This is a genomic window from Pseudomonas sp. DCB_AW, from assembly GCF_026240895.1.
Classification (GTDB): Bacteria; Pseudomonadota; Gammaproteobacteria; order Pseudomonadales; family Pseudomonadaceae; genus Aquipseudomonas; species Aquipseudomonas kermanshahensis.
Genome location: NZ_JAPFCE010000017.1, coordinates 70,907 through 92,008, shown reverse-complemented (window position 1 = coordinate 92,008; position 21,102 = coordinate 70,907). Strand labels below are relative to the sequence as shown.

The following is a 21,102-nucleotide window of genomic DNA, read 5'->3' as shown; positions in this document are numbered from 1 at the left end:
GCACCTGCAGACTGCAATGGTTCTACGATGCAGCAGGTAACAACACGCGCGAGCATCAGTGGCTGGATTATCTGGTCAAGCCACAGGTGGCCGTGTTCAAGCATGAGTACGATGCGCTTAATCAACGTATTGCCACGACCCGCCCCGATGGCCACCGGGTCAGCTGGCTGACTTACGGCAGCGGCCACCTGCTCGCGCTCAAACTCGATGACCAGGAGTTGATCAGTTACGAGCGTGACGACCTGCACCGAGAGATCGGCCGCGTGCAAGGTAATGGCCTGGTCCAGCGACAAACCTGGAGCCCGAATGGTCAGTTGCTGGAACAGACCCTGGTTCGGCAAGGTGAGTCCAAACGCATAGCGGCGCGCACCTATCGTTATGACGAAGCCGGGCAGCTATACCACATCAAAGACCTGAACCGTGGCGATCTGCGTTATCGCTATGACCCGGTGGGGCGCTTGCTTGAAGCCAGCCTTAACTACGAGAAGGAAACATTTGCCTTTGACCCAGCGAGCAACCTGCTGGACCCCGAGGCACCACCGGGTCCGAATCCACACTCGCCACGCAAATTGATGGACAACGTGCTGCGCAGCTACTGCGGCACCCAGTATCGGTACGACGAGCGCGGCAACCTGCTGGAGCGGATTGAGAACGGCAAGACAGGCAAGTTCACTTGGGACCTGTATGACCGGCTGCGGCGGTACGAGGATCACCGGTTGGTCGTCGAGTTCGGCTATGACGCGTTAGGCCGTCGTGTCTACAAGGACTCGCGCTCGAAGTACCGCAACCGGGTCCAGGCCGGACCGGTCTGGAACGAGAACGCGAGACGAGCACTAGATGAGGAGCTGGGCTGCGATCTGACCCTATTCGTGTGGGATGGCGACACCCTGGCGTTCGAACAGCGAGGCCGTGATGGCAAGGGGCAGACCACGCACTATGTATTTGAGCCCGGAACCTTTATTCCAGTGGTGCAAGGGGTGATGCATCACATTGAAGAAATGCTGCATCAGCCAATCTATGACTTCCCATATGATGTTAATCAAGATCCTGTCTGGCGGCACCAGGCGGCACCAAGGCCTACTGTGGCTTTCGCCTGGTATCAGTGTGATCAGCTGGGTACTCCCGTAGAGCTTACTGGCGAAGATGCGCATATTGCATGGAGAGGAAGCTACAAAGCTTGGGGACTGGCGCTGGAAAAGCGCAGCGATAAGGCGGCTTGGGCAAACATTCGAAACCCGCTACGCTTTCAGGGGCAATACTTCGATACCGAAACAAGCTTGCATTACAGCCGTTATCGGAACTATGAACCATCAACAGGGCGTTTCATTGCGAAAGATCCAATTGGTTTTCTAGGCGGATTTAATATTTACCAGTATGCAAACAACCCTATTGCCTGGACAGACCCTCTTGGGCTTACGCCGTGCAGAATATCGGCCACAAAGGAAAAATGCAAAGCCCTGATAGCAAAAATTTACGCAAAATCCGTCGGCCGAAAGGAATTTTCTGGAAGCAGGGGTTTACTCGAAAGAGTAGAGGACATGCGCGATGATAAGCATAATCTGTACCTTTTCGCCCGCACCAAAAACCAAGCCAGGCAACATGGTCAACTTGCAGGAAAAGGGTCTTGGGAAGGACACCAAGAGGCAGCAAACGATATCAAAATCGGACTAAATAATGACATAGAAAAGTTTGACAGCCGCGATTGCAACAAGCACTACAAAATACCTCACTCGATACGTAATTTAGCAAGAACTCCTATCCCACCCACCCCTACTAGGTAACGAAAAATGGCCAAGACATTTGACGAATTGATTTTCCTGTTAAGTACAGACTGCCTTGCTGCTGAAGTACTAGAAAGCTCAGACAAAGTCGAACTAAATTCGATCAAAGAAATAGCTCGCCACTCAGTAAAGACAATAATGAATGGCGAAAAAAACTACTACTTGTACGCCGACTTTTCTTTCCATAGACAGCGCAGCACGCAAGAGGTCTTTTTCAAAATGGCAAGAGAAAAAAATATACCGGAAGCCACTTTAAAAAAATTAACAGAATATATTGAAATCCTTGAAGGCATAACAGACTCACTAAGCACCGCACTTCATACAATAAGCTCAATCGCCAGCCACCTATATTGGCTCACCACAGATGAAATAGACTCAACAATAACAAATGAAACACTAGAGATAATTGCGGAAATCGAATCTATTGGGCTCGAAAGAAAATCGCACGTTTATGACTGGGAAGATGCGTGGTCCGAAACCGCATCAGAATGGGATAACTATATAAAATCACTGATGGATGGAATTGATGATGCACCGTATTTAACATTCATGAAAATAAAAAACTTTTCATCTCGACTAGATTTCCTTAATGCTTGGAAAGCACACCTTGGAGAAGAAAAATTCTTAACAATCAAAAATCTTATCAGAGCGGAAGGACATCTTAAACTGGATGAAATCAATCCTCCAGCAGCAGCAGAACTGGATAAAATCTTAAATACTCTATGACAAAAATACAACGTCTTTAAACGCTACTAGCCCCACAACCCATAAAGGTCCTACTGGCGAAAAATGTGCCCCAAGGGCATGCGGGGCTGGGTTGAGCGCCAAAGAGTCACGATGTCACATTATGTTTGCAGACACTGACTTAATCAGATTTAACGTCAAACCAAACACACAAACTAGGACCCCGACAACCGAACCTCAAGAGGCAGAAAAAAATGATGCCCCGCCAATCACAGAAGAAATAATTGAAACAATTATACACATAAATAAACTTATTACACTTAATGAGTTTGAAAGAGCAGAGAAAAACGATTGATCATTCAAGTCAAGCCTGCGCACTTACGAGCAGCACTCCATGAATATTTTAACAACAATTCACCATCCGACTTATCCCGCACACCTACACCTTCCAGACAACAAATACCAAACAACTCAATTCCGCTATTGCGGACCCTAAAAACCCACCCCCATCATCCTGGATGATTGAAGCCGACATCATCATCGATAAGTAACCGAGTGACCTAAGTGCGACTTACAACATGAACACAACCGATACAACAGCAAGAATAGATCTTTATGCAATCCTAACCCAATAAGCAACCAAAGTATCACCGCAAACCAAGACAGGATATAAACACCACCAAAACCCAAGACCGACAACATAAGGCATACCATATGAAAACCAGTCAGATGAGTAACCAAAAATGAGCATCGTAGTTCGTTTAGGCGACACAACCAATCATGACGGGCAAGTGATCGAGAGCATCCCGCACACCAACCTCTACAGAAAACCCATGGCCGGCAAAGGCAATATGGTTCTCTGCCCTCTGTGCAAAGACTAGTTCCCTATCATCGAAGGCAGTGACACGTACCGCGTCAACGGAGTACCCGTCGCCCTTGACGGCACGAAAACCGCGTGCTGCGCCACCTTGATTGCCAGCGCACCACACGGCAGCGTCCATCGCTGAGTCAACCTGGCCAAGTGGAGCAAGCGAACAACAGACACCCCGTCAGTATGTCTGTTGCCGCCGCTCCCGAGATAAAAATTGAGAGCTGATCAGACTGTTCTCCATAACGTAAATGTACGTGTACCGATGAAATGTCAACCCGGTCGCGCACTACAATTTAGCTATGCAAAAAAAGCAGCAACAATAGCGCCTAATTATCGGACAGTGGAGCACCACAAAGATGCTCCACCCCACACCACCATCAGCCAAACAGCCTGGCAACACACCCCAGCTTCTTCTTGTACGACCGCCGCGCCTCCAGCGCCTGCTCCAGGCTCACCGGCAAAAACCGCGCCTGCTGATTAGGCTGCATCTGCCCGACCAGGTCCAGGTCGGCACTGATCACGGTGCCGATCATGGCGTACCCGCCTCCGGACACCGCATCGCGGTGCAGAATGATCGGCTCCAGCCCCGCCGGCACCTGGATCGAGCCGATCGGGTAGCAGCTGTCGACGATGTTCGAGGGGTCCGAGCCGGCGCCAAACGGCTGCTCACGCGGCTGGAAACTCAATGGGCTGCCGCCTTTGTAGCGGTAGCCGATTCGGTCTGCCTCGGAGCCGACGGTCCACGCCTCGGTAAAGAAGCGCTGCGCTGCTGCGTCAGTCAGTCGATGGAAATACAAGCCTGGGACCACCCGCAACACCACTTCGCCACCCAGCGACTGTCGCAACGCCATCGGCAGGCTTGCGCCGGCGCGGGTCTTGCCGCTGGGCACACCGACTGGCAGCACATCGCCTGCCAGCAACTTTCGCCCATGGTGCCCACCCAAGGCCCCCAGCGCGTAGGTCGATCGGCTGCCGAGCACCTCGGGCACATCGATACCCCCGGCGACGGCCAGGTACGCCCGGGCACCCGCCGTGGGGAAACCGAAGCGCAACACCTGCCCTGCCCTGACCGCGAACGCGGTGTCGGGGCGCTGCTCACGGCCGTCGAGCAATGCCGGCATCTGCGCGCCGCACACTGCCACCAGCGCATCCTGCTGGAACTCAAGTTCTGGGCCCACCAGCGCGCATTCAAGCCCCGCGGCGCCTGCCGGGTTGCCGACCAGATGGTTGGCTGCGCTCAAAGCGTACTGGTCAAGCGCCCCGGAAGGCGGAATGCCCAGGTGGTAATACCCCTCGCGACCGAGGTCCTGTACCGAGGTTGCCAGGCCGGGTTTGAGTACCTTGATCATGCCAGCACCTCCTGCAGCGTCTTGGGGTAGCCGACTGGGTCGGCGAGGAAGGCATCCAGGGAGAACGCCACCGGACGAATGCGCAGGTTGAAGCAACCGTCTTCCACATCCGCCACCGCCTGGTCATAGGCGCGGCGGTCGATCGGCTTGAACTGCACGATGTCACCCGGGCGGAAGAACACCATGTGCGCCTTGAGGTAGGCCAGCGTCTGTTGCGGGTCGTAGATCGGTGCCGGGGTGACGCCAAACATCTGGTAGCCCCCCGCCCCGCGCACCGAGTAGATGCAACCGAAGCAACCGCCATGGCCGAGGGTCAGCTTGGGCGTGTCGGTGCGTGGGCGCAGGTACTTGGGCACCTGCAGTTGCCGCTCGCGCTCGACCATCTGGAACATGAACGGCAGGCCGGCGACGAAGCCGACCATCGACACGAACCAGGGTGCGCCGCTGTGGGCAGCGATGAACGCCTCGACATCGGCCAGGCCGTTGACCCGCGCCGCATACTCAAGGTCGGTGCTGCTCGGGTCCTGGTGGCGATCGCGAAAACGCATTAGGGTTTCGTGGGTCCAGGGGTCGTTGTACAGCACCGGGATTTCGATGATGCGGGTGTGCAGCGAGCGCTCGGCCACCGCCTCTGCCTCGGCGCCGCGTACGGCTTCGAGCAGGGCCTCGGGGGCAATACGGTCAGGGTCGAAGCGGATCTGGAACGACGCGTTGGCCAGGCACACGTCGAGGACGCCCTCCAGGCCAAGCCGTTCCACCGCGCGGGTGACGGCCATGCCTTTGAAAAAGGCCTCCAGCGACATGCTGTCACTGACTTCGGCAAACAGGTGCTCGTCGGCACCGAAGCTGTAGCGGATCGGGGTAGAAGCAACCGGCTCGGCCATGACTGTTCCTTTTCTTGGAATCTTTATAGAAAGGCAGGCGAAATCAAATCGATGCAGCGGCCCCGGCCTAGGTGCGCCAGGTGCCGGTAAAACTCAGCGTGGCGCACGCACCTCGATACCGGCCTGATCCAGCGCCTTGCGCGTTGCCTCGACCAGGTCGAGCGCGCCGGGGGTATCGCTGTGCAGGCAAATGGAATCGAACGTGATGGCCAGGTCCTGCCCCTCGACCGTACGCACCAGGCCTTGCTGGCAAGCGCGCAGCACGCGCTCGGCGACGGCCTCGGGTTGGTAGCCGCGCACGTTGCGGGTGAACACGATGGAGCCGCTCATATCGTACTCGCGGTCGGCATAGAACTCGCGCACCACCGGCTGGCCAAGTTCTTCGGCAATACGGCAGATCACCGAGCCTGGCATGCAGTACAACAGCAATTGCGGCTCGACCACGCGCAGGTTCTGCACCAACAGCCGGGCCGCCACCTCATCGCGCGCCAGGTGCATGTACAACGCGCCGTGGGGCTTGATGTGCTGCAAGGTCACACCTTGCGCACGGGCGATTTCACGCAGCGCACCCAGTTGATACAGGATGTCGTCGACCAGCTCCTGGGCGGTGGCATTGATGTGCCGGCGGCCGAAACCGACCAGGTCACGAAAGCCTGGGTGTGCACCGACGCCCACGCCCAGCGCCTTGGCCCGCTCGACGGTGCGGCGCATGGTGCCGGGGTCGCCGGCATGGAAGCCGGTGGCGATGTTGGCCGAGCTGATAAAAGCCATCAGCTCGTTGTCGACGCCATCACCGATGGTCCACGGGCCGAAGCCCTCACCCATATCCGAATTGAAATCCACCACCTGCATGAACGTATCTCCTGGCACTTGTGACTGCATGCAAGCCACGTTAGATTTTCCACACCCCCTTGGGAAGATCTATAAACAGATAGGGTGTCTTCTGAAAATCAGATACACCGGGAGCCAACCGTGTCATTGACCCTGCGCCAGGTCCGCTACTTCGTCGCCACTGCCGAGATCGGCCAGATTTCACAGGCGGCGATCCACCTGAACATTTCCCAGTCGGCGGTGACCACTGCAATCAAGGAACTCGAGGCGATGCTCGGCGTGCTGCTGTTCCAGCGCTCGGCCCAGGGCATGAGCCTGACCGAGGCGGGCCGGCACTTTCTGAACCGCGCCTACGTGATTTTGCGCAGCGTCGACGATGCGCTGAACAGCCCGCTGCCAGACGTGCGCGCCAGCGGCCTGCTGCGCCTGGCGGCGAGCTATACGGTGATTGGCTACTTCTTGCCACACCACCTGCAACGCCTCGAACACTGGCACCCGGACGTGACCCTGGAAGTGCATGAGCAGGAGCGCAGCGCGATCGAGCAAGGGCTGCTGGAGGGGCGCTTCGACATGGCGGTGGTGCTCACCGCCAACCTCACCCACCCGGATATCGTCTCGGAAACCCTGTTCAACTCCGAGCGCCGGCTGTGGCTGCCCGGCCACCACCCGCTGTGCGAGCGCTCGGCGGTGAGCCTGGCCGATGTGGCCAGCGAACCGTTCATTCTGCTGACCGTGGACGAAGCCGAACAAAGTGCCATGCGTTACTGGGAGCAGGCCGGGCAGCGGCCCAGCGTGCGCGTGCGGACCAGCTCGGTGGAGGCTGTGCGCAGCATGGTCGCCAATGGCAGCGGCGTGGCGATCCTCTCTGATTTGGTGCACAGGCCCTGGTCGCTGGAGGGCAAACGGATCGAGACGGTGACCATCAGCGACCCGGTCACGCCGATGAGCGTGGGCCTGGCCTGGCATCGCGAGCGGGCGTTCAGCCCGGCGATGCAGGCGTTGCGCAACTACTTTCATGGTGCATTTCTGGCACCGCAGCAGTTGTCGGCGCGGCGTTGAACCGGGGGGCTGCTTTGCAGCCCAATCGCCGGCAAGCCGGCTCCCACTGGGGCGACGCAAGCTTGAAGATTGCAGCCACTCCGTTTCACGCCGAACGTTCCGCCTGCAACGCCGTCATAACTGTGGCCGGTGCCGACACGCAGAGAGGACGCGAGATGACCCAACCCGACCCGTCATACATCAAGTGGCTCGAAGACCGTTCCATGCTCAAGGCCTCCCAGGAACGGGCCCGCCTGTATTCGGGGCAATCGCGCCTATGGCAGAACCCCTACGCCGAAGCCCAGCCCCGCCGCGCCACTGAAATCGCCTCGGTGTGGCTGACGGTCTACCCAGACGCCATCATTGCCCCGGAGGGCGGCTCGGTGCTGGCGGCCTTGGCCCACGAGGCGCTGTGGAAGCGTTTGTCGGAAATTGGCATACAAGGCGTGCACACTGGCCCGATCAAACAGTCCGGCGGCGTGCGTGGCCGCGAATTCACCCCCAGCGTGGACGGTAACTTCGACCGCATCAGCTTCGACATCGACCCGCTCTACGGCAGCGAGCAGGACTTGATCCAGATGAGCCGCATGGCCGCTGCGCACAACGCTGTGACCATCGATGACCTGATCCCTTCGCACACCGGCAAAGGTGCCGACTTCCGCCTGGCTGAGCTGGCCCACGGGGCCTACCCTGGGCTCTACCACATGGTCGAAGTGCGCGAGGAAGACTGGCCGCTGCTACCCGAGGTGCCCGCAGGCCGTGATGCGGTCAACCTATTGCCGGCTGTGTGCGACGAGCTCAAGGCCCGCCACTACATCGTCGGCCAGTTGCAGCGGGTGATCTTCTTCGAGCCTGGGGTCAAGGAGACCGACTGGAGCGTCACCCCGCCCATCACCGGCGTCGATGGCAAGACCCGGCGCTGGGTGTACCTGCACTACTTCAAGGAAGGGCAGCCGTCGCTCAACTGGCTCGACCCAACCTTCGCCGCCCAGCAGATGATCATCGGGGATGCCCTGCATGCGCTGGACTGCCTGGGCGCGCGGGGCCTGCGCCTGGATGCCAATGGTTTTCTCGGGGTGGAAACGCGGCTCCAGGGCACCGCCTGGTCCGAAAGCCACCCGCTGTCGATCGTCGGCAACCAGTTGATTGGCGGCATGATTCGCAAGGCGGGCGGGTTCAGCTTTCAGGAGCTTAACCTGACAATCGACGACATAGCCCAGATGTCCACGGGCGGCGCCGATCTGTCCTATGACTTCATCACCCGCCCCGCCTACCAGCATGCACTGCTGACCGGTGACACCGAGTTCCTGCGCCTGATGCTCAAGGAAATGCACGCGTTTGGCATCGACCCGGCTTCCTTGATCCACGCCCTGCAAAACCATGACGAGCTGACCGTCGAACTGGTGCACTTCTGGACACTGCATGCCCACGACATGTACCTGTTCAAGGGCCAGACCCTGCCTGGCAGTATCTTGCGCGAGCACATACGCGAAGAAATCTATGAGCGCCTGTCTGGCGAACATGCCCCCTACAACTTGCGCTTCGTCACCAATGGCATCAGTTGCACCACTGCCAGCCTGATCACCGCCGCGCTGGGTATCCGCGACCTTGAGCAGATCGACGCAGCGGATATCGAGCGCATCCAAAAAATCCACCTGCTGCTGGTGATGTACAACGCCATGCAGCCCGGCGTGGTCGCACTGTCCGGCTGGGACCTGGTCGGCGCCCTGCCCTTGCCTGCCGAGGCGGTGGCCGAACGGATGCTCGATGGCGACACCCGCTGGATCCACCGTGGCGGCTACGACCTGGCCGGGCTCGCCCCCGACGCTGAGGCGTCGGTGCGCGGCATGCCCCGGGCGCGGGCGCTCTACGGCAGCCTCGACAGCCAGCTCGAGAGCAGCGACTCGTTCGCCAGCAAGGTGAAAAAACTGCTGGCCGTGCGCCAGGCCTACGGCATCGCCACCAGCCGCCAAGTGTTGGTGCCCGAGGTCAGCAGCCCCGGGTTGCTGGTGATGGTGCACGAGCTGCCAGCGGGGCGCGGCATCCAGATCAGCGCACTGAACTTTGGCCAGACGGTCATTGCCGAGGAGCTGCTCTTGACCGGCTTCACACCGGGAACGGTGGTGGACATGATCAACGAGACGGTCGAGGGGGATTTGACTGAAGATGGGCGCTTGATGGTCAACCTGGAGCCGTACGAGGCGCTGTGCCTGCGCATCGTGAGCAGCAGCGGGCATGTTTGAAGGGCGGCGGCCGCCTTGCTTTTACCGCTTCAGAGGCATAGTTTCCGGGGGACTTCATTTTCCCGTGCCCAGGAGCAATTTCCATGTACACCGGCATCGTCCAGGCCGTTCGCCCGCTGCTTGCTGTGACCCCTTACCCAGGCCACCGGCAGTTCACCGTCGACCTCACCCCTGAACTGCTCGACGACCTCAAGATCGGCGCCAGCGTCAGTGTCGAGGGCACGTGCCTGTCCGTCACCGAGATCGACGGCACCCAGGTGAAGTTCGACGCCATGAATGCCACCCTCGAACGCACCAACCTGCGCTGCCTGACGGCCGGCCAAGGCGTGAACATCGAGCGCTCGGCGAAGATGAACGCGGAGGTTGGCGGCCACCTGATGGCCGGGCACATCGCCACCACCGCCGAGATCGTCGAACAGGTGATCGAAGAGACCGGTGCGTTCATCCGTTTCCGCATGCCAGCGCAATGGGCCAAGTACGTATTCCCCCGCGGCTTCCTGGGGGTCAACGGTTGCAGCCTGACCGTCGCCGATGTCGATGACAATGTCATCACCATCAACCTGATCCCCGAGACCTTGCGCCAGACCACCTTCGCCCATTACAAGGCCGGCGAGCTGCTCAACATCGAAGTGGACCACCAGACCATGGTGCTGGTCGATGTGATCGAGCGAACGCTCAAGGGCACGCTGGCCCGCGAAACACTGCCGCGCTGAGCATGCTGCCCAACGTACTGCCCGCCCGCAACGCACGACGGCTGAAGCTGCAGGCCCTGCGCGGTCGCGTGGGCCTGGGGCTGGTTGCCGCGCTGTCGGTGCTGGCTGGCATGACGGATGCTATCGGCCTGCTGGCGCTGGGTGATTTCGTGTCGTTCATGAGTGGCAACACCACCCGTCTGGCAGTGGCCATCAGCGAGGCGGACCTGGCCATGGTGCTGCGCTTGAGTGGCGCGGTGCTCGGCTTTGTCGCAGGCAATGCGCTGGGGGTGATACTGGCCCGGGCTTGCCGACGCCGCGCCTGGCCGGTGCTGCTGGTGGTCGCCGTACTGCTTGGCATGGCGGCGGCCTGGCCCCTGCCCGCCACGTTTCCGGCGCTGCTGGCAGCGACGCTGGCGATGGGCATGATCAATGCCGTGGTCGAACAAGTGAATGGCCTGCCGATCGGCCTGACCTATGTCACCGGCGCCCTGTCCCGCTTCGGCCGCGGCTTGGGGCGCTGGTTGCTGGGCGAGCGGCGCAACGGCTGGCGGGTACAGCTGGTGCCTTGGGCTGGCATGCTGCTGGGCGCCGCACTGGGCGCCTGGCTTGAGCACCAACTGGGCCTGCAGGCGCTGGCAGGCAGTTGCGCGCTGGCGTGCCTGCTGGCCTTGGTGACACGGTTCATTCCGCGCTCTTGGCAACGCGGCTACATGCCGCGTTGATCAAACGCTGCGGGTAGCGCCGAAAAACCCTCGGCCCGTCCCTTAATCGATGCGCGGGTGTTGCTGCACCAGCAATTTGCGCTTGGCCTCAAGCTCGGCGATCTGCGTGTCGATGTCCTCGATCTTCTGCTCGATATTGTCGTGGTGCTCCTGCAACAGCTCGCGCGCTTCATCGATGTCCGACGCGGCAGGCGCTGCGCCGCGCAGCGGCTTGTTGGCGGTCTCTTTCATGGTCAGGCCCGTGATCAGGCCGATGGCCGCGATCACCATCAGGTAGTACGCCGGCATGTACAGGTTGCCCGTGCTTTCCACCAGCCAGGCCGCCAAGGTCGGGGTAAGCCCCGCGATCAGCACCGAGATGTTGAAGGCACTGGCCAACGCGCTGTAGCGGATATGCGTGGGGAACATCGCCGGCAACGTCGACGCCATCACGCCGATGAAGAAGTTCAGCAGCACCGCAATGATCAACAGCCCGGCAAAGATCAGCCCGAGCGCGCCGCTGTTGATCAGCATGAAGGCCGGGATGGCCAGCGCGAACAGACCGACACTGCCGACCATGATGAAAGGCCGGCGGCCGAACTTATCGCTGAGCAGGCCGATGATCGGTTGCACGAACAGCATGCCGACCATGATCGCGATGATGATCAGCACCCCGTGGTCTTCGCTGTAATGCAGGTTGTGCGACAGGTAGCTGGGCATGTAGGTGAGCAGCATGTAGTACGTGACGTTGGTGGCGATCACCACGCCAATGCAAGTCACCAGGCTGCGCCAGTGTTGGGTGGCGACTTCCTTGAACGACACCTTGGGGCCGGAGGCCAGGCCTTCGCGGTCGCCCTGCTCAAGCTTCTCCACGTGTTGCTGGAACGCCGGTGTTTCTTCCAGTGCGTGGCGCAGGTAGAGACCAATGATGCCCAGCGGCAGGGCCAGGAAGAACGGCAGGCGCCAGCCCCACTCAAGGAACTTCTCCTCGCCCAGCACGGTGGAAATCAACACCACCACGCCTGCGCCGAGCACAAAGCCTGCGATCGAGCCGAAATCCAGCCAACTGCCGAGGAAGCCGCGTTTGCGGTCGGGTGCGTACTCGGCAACGAAAATCGACGCCCCGGTGTATTCACCGCCCACCGAAAAGCCCTGGGCCATCTTGGCCAGCAACAGCAGGATGGGCGCCCAGATGCCGATAGTGGCGTAAGACGGTATGAGGCCGATGGCAAAGGTGCTCAACGACATGATCACGATGGTCGCGGCGAGAATCTTCTGCCGGCCGAACTTGTCGCCCAGGGCACCGAAGAACAACCCACCCAGCGGGCGAATCAGAAACGGTACCGAGAACGTCGCCAGGGCGGCGATCATTTGCACACTGGGGTCGGCGTTGGGGAAGAACACCTTGCCGAGCGCGTAAGCGACGAAGCCATAAACGCCGAAGTCGAACCACTCCATGGCGTTGCCAAGTGCGGCAGCGGTGATCGCTTTGCGCATCTTGGCGTCATCGACGATGGTGATATCTTTCAAGCCAATTGGCTTGACGCTTTTCTTGCGAGATTTCATGCCCATTTCCTTGTCACTGAATGCTCTATGGCATCAGAGACAAAGGGACACAAAATAATTCAGCGCTTAGTAAATTTTTTGTGGCTAGAGGCCATCTGCGGGTATTCGCGGCTCTTGGAGGGCCGCGAATACCTTTTACTGATCAGATGCCTTCGCGGGCCAGGTCCATGGCGAAGTAGGTCAGGATCAGGTCGGCACCGGCGCGCTTGATGGCACCGATGCTCTCACGCACCACACGCCCTTCGTCGATGGCACCGGCGAGGCCGCCGAACTTGATCATCGCGTACTCGCCACTGACCTGATACGCCGCCAGCGGCAGGCGCGAGGCCGCGCGGATGTCGGCGATCACGTCCAGGTAGGCACCGGCCGGCTTGACCATCAGCACATCGGCCCCTTCCTGCTCGTCGAGCAACGATTCGCGCACGGCTTCGCGGCGGTTCATCGGGTTCATCTGGTAGCTCTTGCGGTCGCCTTTGAGCGCAGTGCCGCCCGCTTCGCGGAAGGGGCCATAGAGCGACGAGGCGAACTTGGTCGAGTAGGCCATGATGGCGGTGTCATGGAAGCCTGCGGCATCCAGAGCGCCGCGAATCGCCTGGACCTGGCCGTCCATCGCCGCCGATGGCGCGATGAAGTCAGCACCGGCTGCGGCCGCGACCACGGCCTGCTTGCCCAGGTTGGCCAGGGTGGCGTCGTTGTCCACGCCGTGGTCGTGCACCACGCCGCAATGGCCATGGCTGGTGTATTCGCAGAAGCAGGTGTCGGACATCACGATCATTTCCGGCACGGTGTCCTTGCAGATCCGCGCCATGCGCGCCACCAGGCCGTTTTCGTTCCAGGTGTCACTGCCAACCTCGTCCAGATGGTGCGAGACACCAAAGGTCATCACCGACTTGATGCCGGCGCGGGCGTAGCGCTCGATTTCCTGCGCCAGCAGCTTTTCAGGGATGCGGTTGACGCCAGGCATGCTGGTGATCGGCACGAAATCGTCAATGCCTTCTTCGACGAAGATCGGCAGGATCAGGTCTTCAAGGCGAAACTCGGTTTCCTGGAAGATCGAGCGCAGGGATTCGTTCTGGCGCAGACGGCGCGGACGAACGGAGGGGAAACGGTTGGACATGACAGCTCCAGGGAATATGGACGGCGTACACCATATGCCTGTTGAGCTTCAGTGAAAAGGCTGAATGACGAGATTGTGTCTTGCGGTGGGGGTAATAGCGGGAGTTTGCAGCGCGTGTGCCGGCCCCTTCGCGGGTAAACCCGCTCCCACAGGGGTGGGGGCGCCCATCAGGTACAGCGCTTTGGGTAAAAGCGGCGCTGTACCTGTGGGTGACTGTTTACTGCAACCAGGGCGGTGGCGGTTCTTCGCCCTTGACCGGGCCGCGCTCGGCATCGGCCAGCGCCGCCCGGCGGCGGGCGTCGTCGAGCCGTGCGGCGTCGATTTCACGCAACACGCCATCCACATCGGCAGCCTCGTCATCCTCCTCGTACTCGCCGGTCAGCGGGCTGTCCGGTTTCAACTCGCCGGCCTCGTACAACGCCCACATTTCCTGCGCGTAACGGGTGCTCTTGAGCTCGGGGGCGAAGCGGCCGAAGTACAGCGCCATGTTGCCCACATCACGTTGCAACATGCTGAACGCATGGTTGTTACCGGCCGCATCCACCGCCTGCGGCAAGTCGATGATCACCGGGCCTTCCGGGCCAAGCAGCACATTGAACTCGGACAAGTCACCATGCACCAGCCCCGCGCACAGCATCAACACGATCTGGCGGACGACGAATGCATGGAACTCGCGGGCCTCGTCGGCTTCCAGGTGCACGTCGTTCAGGCGTGGCGCGGCATCGCCATCGGCGTCCGTCACCAGTTCCATCAACAGTACGCCATCCTGGAAATCATAAGGCTTGGGCACCCGGACACCGGCACTGGCCAGGCGGAACAGGGCCGCCACTTCGGCGTTCTGCCAGGCATCCTCGGCCTCTTTGCGGCCGTACTTGGAGCCTTTGGCCATGGCCCGGGCCTGGCGGCTGTTGCGGACCTTGCGGCCTTCCTGGTACTCGGCGGCCTGGCGGAAGCTACGTTTGTTGGCTTCTTTGTAGACCTTGGCGCAGCGCACTTGGGTACCGCAACGCACCACGTAGACGGCTGCTTCCTTGCCGCTCATCAAAGGTCGCAGTACTTCGTCGACCAGGCCGTCTTCGATCAGGGGTTCGATTCTTTTTGGAGTCTTCATCAGGCTTGAGTTCTGGGGTCCTGTGGCCGAGCCGTGGAGGTGGCGGTCATCCTCTCACAGCCTGATGGATCTTGCTCGTCTGTGATGCAACGTTCGTCTGTTCAGGGTGTTTCGGGCGCCTAGGCGCCCTGCCCCACAGCACTGCCTTGCGCCACCCGCGCCCGTCGGCGGGTGATCAACAACCCCGAGCACACCACGAACACCGCCAGCACCATTGTCGAAACCACTTCAAGGCGATGATCCGGGCGGAACAGCATCAGCACCAGCACGCTGCTGATGAACAGGATCACGCCCCAGGTCAGCCACGGGAACAGCCACATGCGGTAGCTCAGCGTCTTGCCCTGGGCGGTCAGGCGCTTGCGCAGGCGCAGCTGGGAAATGGCGATAACCAGATAAACCAGCAAGGCAATGGCGCCGGAGCTGGCCATTAGGAAGCCGAACACCTTGGCCGGCACCAGGTAGTTGGCGATCACCGCCAGGAACGCCGCCCCGGTGGACAACAGCACCGCGACAATCGGCGTACCGCTGCGGCTGGTCACCTGGGCACAGGCCGGCGCGTCACCCCGGCGGCTCAACGAATAGACCATGCGTGAGGCGGTGTACAACGACGAGTTGAGGCAGCTGGTCACCGAAGTCAGCACGACGAAGTCGATGATGGCCTTGGCATGCGGCACGCCGAGCGTATCCAGCACCGTGACATACGAGCCTTCAGTGGCCAGCCGTGGGTCGGTCCAGGGCACCAGCGCGATGACGATGAAGATCGACAGGATGTAGAACAGCGTAATCCGCCAGATCACCGAGTTGGTGGCCTTGGAGATGTGCTTGCCCGCCTCGTCGGACTCTGCAGCGGCAATGGTCACCACCTCGGCCCCAAGGAACGAGAACATGGTGATCAGCATGGCGCTGAGCACCGCGCCAAAGCCGTTGGGCATGAACCCACCGGTATCCCACAGGCGCGAAACACCGCTGACACCGGAGCTGGGCAGCAGGCCGAAAATGGCACAGGCACCCAGAATGATGAAGGCGACGATGGCAATGACCTTCACCAGCGCCAGCCAGAACTCGAATTCACCGTAGTTTTTCACGCTGAACAGGTTGGTGGCGGTCAGCAGCAGCGTGATCACCAACGACAATACCCAGATCTCCATCTGCGGCACGTAGGTGTTGATGATGGTGGCGGCAATGTTGGCTTCGATGGGGATGATCAGCACCCAGAACCACCAGTACAGCCAACCGATGGTGTAGCCGGCCCACTTGCCGATGGCAAGGTCGGCATAGGTGGAGAACGAGCCGGTGTCGGGCGAGGCGACTGCCATTTCCGCCAGCATGCGCATCACCAGCACCACCAACCCGCCGGCCAGGATATAGGCCAGGATGGTTGCAGGCCCGGCTTCGGCGATGGCCCGCCCAGAGCCAACGAACAGGCCGGCGCCGATCACCCCGGCAATGGACAGCATGGTGACATGCCGCGATTTCAATCCATGACTCAAATTGTTCTTGTCTGTTTGCATGGTCTTACCTTCTTATTCTTGTCATGCCCGCGCTAAGCCGTCAGCACGCATGGCTAGCGAACGCGGGCGCGAAAAAGCCCGCCCTGCCCTAAATGGTGAGTAGGGCAAGGACGGGTTGAGTAAAACGAAACGCAGATCCGCCGGGGTTAGCTGCCGCCTCAGCTGGCAGCGCGCTGCTTGCCCGCCAAGTCAGGCTTGAGCGAGCCGCCCCCTTGGCGGCTGACTTGTTCGCAGACCTTCTCGACGATGTAGGCGCCGATCGGAATCGCAGAGGTGGCGGCAGGCGACGGCGCATTGCACACGTTCACGCTGCGCGCGGAGTTGACGAAGAGGAAGTCGTCGATGAGCTTGCCATCGCGTGACACCGCCTGTGCCCGCACACCCGCCGGGTATGGCGTGAGGTCGTCCTTGGTGATGCTCGGGCAGTACTTCTGCACCTGCTTGAGGTAGCCGCCCTTGAACAGCGAGTTCTTCATCTCGATCAGGCCCGGCCGCAGGTTCTTGGCCAGCACCTTGAGGATGCCGGGTGTGGTCAGGGTCTGGAACATGTCGCCAAGGCTGACGTCGGACTTGCGATAGCCTTCGCGCTTCATCGCCAGTACCGCGTTTGGCCCGACGGTCACGGTACCGTCGATCATCCGCGTCAGGTGCACGCCCAGAAACGGCATGGACGGGTCCGGAATCGGGTAGATCAGGTGGTTGACGATCTGGTTGTGCTGCTTGGGCAGCAAGTAGTACTCGCCGCGGAACGGGCAAATCACGAAATTGGTCTGGATGCCCAGCATGCTCACCACGCGGTCGGCCATCAGCCCCGAGCAGGTGACCAGGAAGCGGCTGTGGAACTCATCGCTGCGGGTACGCACGATCACTTCACTGGCGCGCTCTTCCAGGCCAATCACCTCGGCGCTGTAGCGGATCTCGCCACCGGCACGCTGGAACTGACGGCCCATGGCCGCCGTGACCTCGGCGTAATTGACGATGCCGCTGGAGGGGACAAAGATCCCGCCCAGGCCGACGATGTTGGGCTCGCGCTCATGCAGCTCGCCAGCAGACAGCCATTCACGCTCCAGGCCATTGGCCGCGGTGCGCTCCCACAACGCTTTCATGCGTTGCATTTCCAAGTCGTTGGTGGCCACCAGCAGCTTGCCACACTCATCGAAGGCGATGCCGTGCTCGGTGCAAAAGGCCTTGGTCGCCTTGTTGCCTTCCAGGCAGAAGCGTGCCTTGAGGCTGCCAGGGGTGTAGTACACCCCGGCATGGATCACGCCGCTGTTGTGCCCTGTCTGGTGGCGGGCCGGGCCGGACTCTTTCTCCAACAGGAGAATCTTGGCGTCCGGGTACACCTTGATCAGGTGCATGGCAGTGGACATGCCCACAATGCCACCGCCGATGATGATGAAGTCGTACACAGTGTTACCTCCCGCGCCGTGTTTACTGGCCGCGCTGGTACAGCGGCTTGGGGAAGGCGACATAGCCGCGTTGGCGCATCAGCTCGCGGCGCAAGCCATCGTGCGGGGTGAAGCGGTCGCGGCCGTGGAGCCAGAACAGATTATTGATCAAGACGAAGCTGCCCACCGCCACCGGAACGGAAAGTTTCTTGTCGCTGCCCTCCAGCGATTCGGACAAGGCGTTCAGCCAGATACCTTCCTCGAAGTTTTCCGGCTGCACGAACTGGTCGATGTAGCGCATGGTCGGCCGGCCTTCGGTATCGGTATCGAACACCGAATGGAACACGTCCTCGGCCACTTTCTTGCTCGGTGGCGCGGTCCAGCGCATCTCGCGGCGCGCCATCGGGTGGCGGAAGAACGCGTCGCAGTCTTCCCAGTCGTCCAGGTGTAGCAGCAGCGAATTACCGCCTTCCATGTTCTTTTCGTCGATCTTCAGCATCAGCACATAGTCAGTGATCTGGTTCACGAAGGTGCCGTCGTTGTGCAGCTCCATGACGCGGTGTGGCTGGCGCAGGTAGCTGTCGGAGTTGTCGCTGTTCACGACCACGAAGCGGGCGTAGTACTGGCCGCTCATGGCGTCGTAGTTGGAGCGACCGATCAGGTGGGCGCAGGCGGTGGTGAACTTGACCATGTCCTCGGCCTGGCTCACGTCATCCAGCCCGACCGGGGTGATCAGCATGCCGCCGCTGGCGCGGTCGAGGATGGTGTTGAGCAATACCGGGCGCAGCGTGCCTTCGCACAGTTCATCCAGGATTTCGCCCACCCGGAAACGCAGGAACGACTTGTACTCCAACGCCTGCACCGGCCACTCAGCCACGGCCTTGACGAACGCCTCCACGGTCTCGCGGGCAAAGGTCAGTTCAAGCAGACGCGGCGACTGCTTCGAAGGGGCGATGGTGTAACCCCGCGGTTCGAGTGGCAACGGCATGACAAGTTCGTCGATCTGCGTAAAAGCGTTCATGGCTAGGTCCTGGCAGAAAAAGTGAGTGGCGCCGCCCAGTGTGTGATCTGGATCAGTGCAGGCGAAGCAAAAATATCGCCACTCAACAAAAATGTCTACATTTTTATAAAACGAAGATAAAGAGCGCGTATGTCCATTGTTTTTCGTCCGCCAGTGGTTTCGGTATGATCGGCAAAACGTTTTGAGGAACAGGACCTTGGAAGCGCTCGCGCCCCGACAAAATTCAGCATTCAGCGGGTATGAGAGGCTCAAGAAGGACATCATCCGTGGCGTGTTCAAGCCGGGGGAAAAGCTCTTGATGAGCACCCTCAAAGACCGCTACGAACTGGGTGTAGGGCCCCTGCGCGAGGCGCTCTCGCAGTTGGTGGCCGAGCACCTGGTGAATGCCATCAGCCAAAAGGGCTACCGTGTCGCCCCCATGTCACTGGCGGAGATGAACGACATCTACGATGCCCGCGCCAACCTGGAAGCCATGATCATCAGCCTGGCCATCGAACGCGGCGACGACGCCTGGGAGGCCTCGGTGCTGGCCTGTTCGCATACCTTGGCCAAAGTGGTGGAAGTGAAAACCCGCGAGCAGCGCCTGGACGTCTGGGACGAGCGGCACAAGGCGTTTCACACCGCCATCGCCTCCGGGTGCGGCTCCAAGCACTTGCTGCAGGCACGCACCTACCTGTTCGACCAGGCCGAGCGTTATCGGCATCTGTGGCTGACGCAGACGGTGTTTTCCGAGCAGGCCCTTGAACTCAAGCGCCAGGAGCACGCGGCGTTGGTGGAGGCGATTCTGGCCCGCGACGCCAAGCGCGCCAGCGCCATGATGCACTCGCACCTGATGACCCCCGTGCCGATCATCGCGCAGATCATGCATGCCGAGGGCATCGGGCGCGGGGAGTAGGCCGTTAGGCGGCAGCCTGGCGCTGGACCACATAGTGCCGGGCTTTGTCGAACGCCCAGTTGTACACCACGGTGTAGGGCAGGATGATCACGAAGAAGCCCAGCTCGACCATGAACGCCTGAAGCAGCGAAATATCCAGCATCCAGGCCGCCACGGGCAGGCACCACACCACCAGGCCTGCCTCGAAGCCCAGGCCATGGGCGACACGCGTCCAAGGCTTCCAGGCAACCCGTTCGGTTTGCACGACGCGGTCGATCAGTGCGTTATAGGCCACGTTCCAGGCCATGGCGATGACCGACAGGGTCACCGCCAGCCCCCCGGCCGTTGCCAACGACTTGCCCAGCACCCAGGACAACAGCGGTGCGCACAACAGCACAGCGAACACTTCATAACCTACGGCATGGACCATGCGTTCGGTGAAAGAGACCTTTTTCATCTTGAATTCCATCATTTGCTTGAGACGTGCTTCCTATTTTCTTTGATGGAACAGATACTCGCGACATAGCTCCTATCGGTTTTATCAATACCTATGCGCTACTCACCTGAAGCCTTGCTTGCCTTTGTCGAAGCCGCCTCGCTGGGCTCGTTCTCTGCGGCGGCCCGCAAACTGAAGAAAAGCCAGTCCACCGTCAGCATTGCGATAGCCAATTTCGAGGCGGATATCGGCTGCCCCCTGTTCGACCGCGGCGGGCGCCACCCTACGCTCAATGCTGCCGGGCGCCAGGTATTGCCCCATGTCGAAGCGATCCTCGACGCCAGTGCCGGGCTCGACGCCCTGTCACTGAGGCTGGCTGAGCACGTTGAAGCGTTGGTCTCGGTGGTGATGTCGGACAGCTACAGCGTCACCTTCCAAAGCGCGGTCATGGCCGGCTTCGCACACAGCTACCCGCATACCGAGCTGCGCTGTGGGCCCTCGGAAGACGCTGACGTGATCGAGTTGGTGCAGCAGGACATGGCCCAGATCGGCATTCTTGCAGCGCAGCGCCAGTACCCCGCCGATGTCGCCGTGGCGCGCCTGCCTGAGCAGGCGGAGTTTTGTGTGTACGTCAGCGCCGAGCACCCGCTGGCGGCGCTGCGCACAGTGCAGCGCCAGCACCTGGAGACCGTACGCCAGCTGTACATCAAGACCTACGCCCCCAGCCTGCACCACGACCGCGGCCAGGCCTGGTCGGCGCCGGACTACCTGACCTTGCTGGAGTTCGCCGCCCGTGGCTTTGGCTGGGCAGAACTGCCCAAGGCCCTGGTCACGCGCTTTGGCAGCGGCCTGGTGGAATTGCAGGTGGCCGGTTATCCGCGCCGCGTCGACATGGACATCGCCTGGTCCCGCCGCCGCGCCCTCGGCCCAGCCGGGCAATGGCTGGTGCAGCGGTTGCTGGGCGTGTAGGAAATCGACCAGACAATAGTGAACATTGTGGG

General features: G+C 60.6%; 18 protein-coding genes and 1 pseudogene. 9 read left to right on the top strand and 10 right to left on the bottom strand.

Annotated elements, in window-relative coordinates; all coding sequences use genetic code 11:
- The 3 genes and pseudogenes from OO306_RS12700 to OO306_RS12690 all read left to right on the top strand — a co-directional run.
- The coding region (locus tag OO306_RS12700; RefSeq protein WP_265968910.1) for an RHS repeat-associated core domain-containing protein at positions 1–1,781 on the top strand (1,781 nt) is incomplete at its 5' end.
- A 6-nt stretch (positions 1,782–1,787) separates the two neighbouring features.
- Positions 1,788–2,507, top strand: a complete 720-nt coding sequence (locus OO306_RS12695) for a hypothetical protein (RefSeq protein WP_265968909.1) — start codon at positions 1,788–1,790, stop codon at positions 2,505–2,507.
- Positions 2,508–3,208: 701 nt separating this feature from the next.
- Positions 3,209–3,472 (top strand): annotated as a pseudogene (locus OO306_RS12690) (PAAR domain-containing protein).
- 241 nt (positions 3,473–3,713) lie between these two features.
- On the opposite strand, the gene OO306_RS12685 reads toward OO306_RS12690, so the two are convergent.
- The 3 genes from OO306_RS12685 to OO306_RS12675 all read right to left on the bottom strand — a co-directional run bounded on the left by OO306_RS12685 (position 3,714) and on the right by OO306_RS12675 (position 6,421).
- A complete protein-coding gene (locus OO306_RS12685) occupies positions 3,714–4,685 on the bottom strand; it encodes a biotin-dependent carboxyltransferase family protein (protein WP_027593496.1) in 972 nt (323 codons plus the stop codon).
- Positions 4,682–5,569 carry an allophanate hydrolase subunit 1 gene (locus OO306_RS12680; protein WP_027593497.1) on the bottom strand — a complete coding sequence of 296 codons (888 nt, stop codon included), beginning with the start codon at positions 5,567–5,569 and terminating at the stop codon, positions 4,682–4,684. Before OO306_RS12680 ends, OO306_RS12685 begins: the two co-directional genes overlap by 4 nt.
- Positions 5,570–5,662: 93 nt before the next feature.
- Positions 5,663–6,421: a 5-oxoprolinase subunit PxpA gene (locus OO306_RS12675; RefSeq protein WP_027593498.1), complete on the bottom strand. Its 759-nt coding sequence runs from the start codon at positions 6,419–6,421 to the stop codon at positions 5,663–5,665.
- A 120-nt stretch (positions 6,422–6,541) separates the two neighbouring features.
- Here OO306_RS12675 and OO306_RS12670 point away from each other — a divergent pair, with 120 nt between their 5' ends.
- The 4 genes from OO306_RS12670 to OO306_RS12655 all read left to right on the top strand — a co-directional run bounded on the left by OO306_RS12670 (position 6,542) and on the right by OO306_RS12655 (position 11,098).
- Positions 6,542–7,459: a LysR family transcriptional regulator gene (locus tag OO306_RS12670; RefSeq protein ID WP_027593499.1), complete on the top strand. Its 918-nt coding sequence runs from the start codon at positions 6,542–6,544 to the stop codon at positions 7,457–7,459.
- Between the two features lie 155 nt (positions 7,460–7,614).
- On the top strand, positions 7,615–9,681 hold the full coding sequence (gene treS, locus OO306_RS12665) for a maltose alpha-D-glucosyltransferase (protein WP_265968907.1): 2,067 nt from the start codon (positions 7,615–7,617) through the stop codon (positions 9,679–9,681).
- Between the two features lie 83 nt (positions 9,682–9,764).
- On the top strand, positions 9,765–10,394 hold the full coding sequence (locus tag OO306_RS12660; protein WP_265968905.1) for a riboflavin synthase subunit alpha: 630 nt from the start codon (positions 9,765–9,767) through the stop codon (positions 10,392–10,394).
- Between the two features lie 2 nt (positions 10,395–10,396).
- On the top strand, positions 10,397–11,098 hold the full coding sequence (locus OO306_RS12655) for a YoaK family protein (RefSeq protein ID WP_027593502.1): 702 nt from the start codon (positions 10,397–10,399) through the stop codon (positions 11,096–11,098).
- A 42-nt stretch (positions 11,099–11,140) separates the two neighbouring features.
- Here OO306_RS12655 and proP read toward each other — a convergent pair whose 3' ends face one another.
- The 6 genes from proP to glaH all read right to left on the bottom strand — a co-directional run bounded on the left by proP (position 11,141) and on the right by glaH (position 18,791).
- Positions 11,141–12,643 carry a glycine betaine/L-proline transporter ProP gene (proP, locus tag OO306_RS12650; RefSeq protein WP_027593503.1) on the bottom strand — a complete coding sequence of 501 codons (1,503 nt, stop codon included), beginning with the start codon at positions 12,641–12,643 and terminating at the stop codon, positions 11,141–11,143.
- Positions 12,644–12,785: 142 nt separating this feature from the next.
- Positions 12,786–13,760 (bottom strand): porphobilinogen synthase, encoded by a 975-nt coding sequence (hemB, locus tag OO306_RS12645; protein WP_027593504.1) that lies wholly within the window; start codon positions 13,758–13,760, stop codon positions 12,786–12,788.
- Positions 13,761–13,977: 217 nt separating this feature from the next.
- A complete protein-coding gene (locus tag OO306_RS12640; protein WP_027593505.1) occupies positions 13,978–14,871 on the bottom strand; it encodes a PA4780 family RIO1-like protein kinase in 894 nt (297 codons plus the stop codon).
- A gap of 119 nt (positions 14,872–14,990) precedes the next feature.
- Positions 14,991–16,382, bottom strand: a complete 1,392-nt coding sequence (gabP, locus tag OO306_RS12635) for a GABA permease (protein WP_027593506.1) — start codon at positions 16,380–16,382, stop codon at positions 14,991–14,993.
- 158 nt (positions 16,383–16,540) lie between these two features.
- Positions 16,541–17,791 (bottom strand): L-2-hydroxyglutarate oxidase, encoded by a 1,251-nt coding sequence (gene lhgO, locus OO306_RS12630; RefSeq protein WP_265968904.1) that lies wholly within the window; start codon positions 17,789–17,791, stop codon positions 16,541–16,543.
- A 22-nt stretch (positions 17,792–17,813) separates the two neighbouring features.
- Entirely contained in the window at positions 17,814–18,791 is a 978-nt protein-coding gene (glaH, locus tag OO306_RS12625) for a glutarate dioxygenase GlaH (RefSeq protein ID WP_085272973.1), read from the bottom strand.
- Positions 18,792–18,987: 196 nt separating this feature from the next.
- Between glaH and csiR the strand changes: the two genes are divergently transcribed.
- A complete protein-coding gene (gene csiR / locus OO306_RS12620) occupies positions 18,988–19,686 on the top strand; it encodes a DNA-binding transcriptional regulator CsiR (protein ID WP_027593509.1) in 699 nt (232 codons plus the stop codon).
- Positions 19,687–19,690: 4 nt separating this feature from the next.
- Here csiR and OO306_RS12615 read toward each other — a convergent pair whose 3' ends face one another.
- Positions 19,691–20,122: a multidrug/biocide efflux PACE transporter gene (locus OO306_RS12615; protein ID WP_099430896.1), complete on the bottom strand. Its 432-nt coding sequence runs from the start codon at positions 20,120–20,122 to the stop codon at positions 19,691–19,693.
- Positions 20,123–20,215: 93 nt separating this feature from the next.
- On the opposite strand from OO306_RS12615, the gene OO306_RS12610 reads away from it, so the two are divergent.
- Complete coding sequence (locus OO306_RS12610; RefSeq protein WP_265968903.1) at positions 20,216–21,070, top strand: LysR family transcriptional regulator; 855 nt, start codon at positions 20,216–20,218, stop codon at positions 21,068–21,070.
- Positions 21,071–21,102: the final 32 nt, after the last annotated feature.